We start from the raw sequence: 3055 nt of genomic DNA, 5'->3' as shown, positions 1-3055 counted from the left end.
ATGGCCGCCCTGCCGCGTCCGCGGCGTCTCAGAGGCCGTAGGTCTTGCCGATGACGTCGCGCTGGATCTCGCTCGTCCCGCCGTAGACCGTGGAGACCACGGCGGCCCGCAGATGGCGTTCCATGTCGAACTCCGTGGTGTAGCCGTAGCCGCCCATCATCTGCATGCCTTCCAGGGCGGCCCGCTTGGCGATCTCGGTCGCCTTCAGCTTGGCCATCGAGGCCTCGCGCGGGAACAGCTTGTCCGGCTGTGCGTCGCAGTCGAGGGCCACCTCACGCACCAGCAGCCGGGTGCACTCGATCTCGGTGGCGAGGTCGGCGACCCGGTGCCGCAGCGCCTGGAAGGATCCGACAGGGCGGCCGAACTGCTCGCGCTCGCGGACGTAGGCGACCGCGTCGTCGAAGGTGCGGCGTGCCAGGCCCAGCATGTTCGCGGCCAGGAAGAGCCGCTCGTAGTTCAGCCCGGCCATCAGCTGCCGCCAGCCGTTGTCCACCTGGCCGACGACCGCGTCCGCAGGCAGCCGCACGCCGGTGAGGAAGACGTCGTTGACCTCCCGGCCACCCATGGTGTCGATGCGCCGCACCTCGACGCCCGCGGTGCCGGCGGGCAGATGGAACATGGTGAGGCCACCGTGCTTGTCCTCGCCGGTGCGGGCGACCAGCAGGATGTGCTTCGCGCAGTGCGCGTTGGAGATCCAGGTCTTCTGACCGTCGATCACCCACGTGCCGTCCGCATCCTGCCGGGCCTGGCAACGCAGCGCGCCGACGTCCGACCCGGCCCCCGGCTCCGACATCGCGATGGCCAGCACGTCACCGCCCACGGCACCTGGCAGCACCTCCTGCCGCTGCTGCCCGGTGCCGAACTTCTCGTACGCCTTCGCGGCGATGACGGTGGTGATGAATCCTCCGGCGGGGACCATCCCGTACGAGGTCTCCTCCAGGAAGAGACAGGAATCGGCCAGCCCGCCGCCGGAGCCTCCGTACTCCTCGGGCAGGCACACGCCGAGCCAGCCCAGGCCGGCGAGCCTGCCGTACAGCTCGGGGTTGTGGGCTTCGCGGCCGCCCGAGGTCAGCGCGGAGCGCTGCTCCCGGGTGCCGCACTCCCGCTTGGCGAAATCACGGACGGCCGCGACGAAATCGGCCTGCTCTTCGGTGAGGCGACTGCCCATCAGGTCCTCCGGGGTTCGAATCGTGTTACGGAGTTATGATAAGCGTTTCATCGACTCTTCGGGAAGGATGCGCCGGTATCGTGAGCACCATGAGAACTGACACGAACGACCCGGGGGCCGCCGGGGCCATCGCGGAGCCGGAGACGGAGGACCGTACGGCGCTGCGGATTCTCGACGCCGCACTGGAGCAGTTCACCCTCCTGGGCCTGCGCCGCTCCTCGGTGGACGACGTCGCCAAGCGCGCCGGAGTCTCACGCGTCACCGTCTTCCGGCGCTTCCAGACCAAGGACAAGCTGGTCGAGGCCACCCTGCTGCGCGAGCTCGGCCGGTTCTTCGAGCGGCTGGACTCGGCGGTGGCGGCGCTGGCGACCATGGAGGAGCGGGTCGTCGAGGGCTTCGTGGTCGCCCTGCGCCACACTCGGGCCCATCCGCTCTTCGGCGGCCTGCTGCGTCTCGAACCCGAGGTCGTGCTGCCCTATCTGACCGTGCAGGGCGGCTTCTCGCTCTCCGCCACCGTCGCGTACCTGACGGGCCATCTGCAGCGCGCCCAGCAGGCCGAGGGTCGTCCCGACGAGGACCCGCAGCCGGTCGCCGAGCTCATGGTGCGCGTCGCCGTCTCCTTCCTGCTCAACCCCGCCAGCTGCATCGAGATGGACGACGAGGACCAGGCCAGGGCCTTCGCCCGCCGCTACCTGGCCCCACTGCTGACCGCCTGACCGCCCTGAGCGCCCGAAGGGCCGGGGGCAGGGCGGTCGGCGTGTGGCCCGGGCGTTCAGTGATGCCGGTGCACCGCCCGCGCCAGCCGCACCGCCCGCTCGCGGGTGGCGGCCGGAACCGCGAAGGAGGTCAGCGCGATCGGCGGGGTGAACCGCTGCACCGTCGTCGACTGCACGGACGTGAAGCCACGCAGTCCCTCCGCGCCGTGGATCCGCCCGAAGCCGGAGTCCTGCGAACCGCCGAACGGCAGCGCCGGCACCGCCGCGAAGCCCAGCACCGAGTTCACCGACACCGCTCCCGCCCGAAGCCGGCCCGCGATCACCGCGCCGGCGCGCTTGTTGCGGCAGAACACCGCGGCTCCCAGGGCGTAGCGAGAGGCGTTGGCCCGCTCAACCGCCTCGTCCACGTCGGCCACCGGATTGATCGCCACGACCGGCCCGAAGGTCTCCTCCGTCATCGCCGACGCGTCCTCCGGAACGCCGGTCAGCACGACCGGCGCGACATACGGAGCGCGAACCGACTCGGGCCCGCCCAGCAGGGCCCGCGCGCCCGCCTCGACCGCGCCCGTCACATGCCGATCGACGATCTCTACCTGGCCCGGAAGGGTCATCGGCCCGTAGTCGGCGTCCGCGCCGGCACCAGGACGCAGTGCCTCGGCCCGCTTGACCACCCGTTCGCACAGGGCCTCGTGGATCTCACGCACCGCGTAGACGCGCTCCACCCCCGCGCAGGTCTGGCCCGCATTGCTCAGTGCGCCCCACACGATCGCGTCGGCGGCCGCGTCCAGGTCCGCGTCCTCGGTGACGATCACGGCGTCCTTCCCGCCGCACTCGGCGAGGAACGGTGTCAGCGTCTCGGCACACACCGCCATCACCTTGCGGGCCGTCCCCGGCGAACCGGTGAACGCCAGCTTGTCGACTCCGGACCGGGCCAGGGCGTCCCCGGTGGAGGCCGCGCCGGTCACGGTCGTGAGCAGCCCGCGGTACTCGGGCACCGCGGTGTCGAAGAGCTCGGCCAGCAGAACCCCGGTGCCCGGGGTCAGCTCGGACGGCTTGAAGACCACGGCGTTTCCCGCCGCCAGGGCGTAACCGATGGAGCCCATCGGGGTGTAGAGCGGGTAGTTCCAGGGGCCGATCACGCCGACCACGCCAAGTGGCCGGTGTACGAGTG

3 protein-coding genes are annotated in these 3055 nt (G+C 71.2%); 1 reads left to right on the top strand and 2 read right to left on the bottom strand.

Going from position 1 to position 3055, the window contains the following annotated elements; genetic code table 11:
* Window positions 1–28 precede the first annotated feature (28 nt).
* Window positions 29–1168 carry an acyl-CoA dehydrogenase family protein gene (locus ACFVW8_RS38925; protein ID WP_389698762.1) on the bottom strand — a complete coding sequence of 380 codons (1140 nt, stop codon included), beginning with the start codon at window positions 1166–1168 and terminating at the stop codon, window positions 29–31.
* A gap of 89 nt (window positions 1169–1257) precedes the next feature.
* Between ACFVW8_RS38925 and ACFVW8_RS38920 the strand changes: the two genes are divergently transcribed.
* Window positions 1258–1884, top strand: a complete 627-nt coding sequence (locus tag ACFVW8_RS38920; RefSeq protein ID WP_389698760.1) for a TetR/AcrR family transcriptional regulator — start codon at window positions 1258–1260, stop codon at window positions 1882–1884.
* 56 nt (window positions 1885–1940) lie between these two features.
* Here the strand turns inward: ACFVW8_RS38920 and ACFVW8_RS38915 are convergent.
* On the bottom strand, window positions 1941–3055 hold a 1115-nt coding region (locus tag ACFVW8_RS38915; protein WP_389698758.1), incomplete at its 5' end, for an aldehyde dehydrogenase family protein.

This window comes from Streptomyces sp. NPDC058221 (assembly GCF_042882365.1).
Classification (GTDB): domain Bacteria; phylum Actinomycetota; class Actinomycetes; order Streptomycetales; family Streptomycetaceae; genus Streptomyces.
Note: the sequence above shows the minus strand (reverse complement) of the source record. Positions and strands in the feature narration are given on the sequence as shown.

Coding starts and splice junctions, on each gene's coding strand:
- ACFVW8_RS38925 (WP_389698762.1), bottom strand. CDS start 1,168: ATGGGCAGTCGCCTCACCGAAGAGCAGGCCGATTTCGTCGCGGCCGTC.
- ACFVW8_RS38920 (WP_389698760.1), top strand. CDS start 1,258: ATGAGAACTGACACGAACGACCCGGGGGCCGCCGGGGCCATCGCGGAG.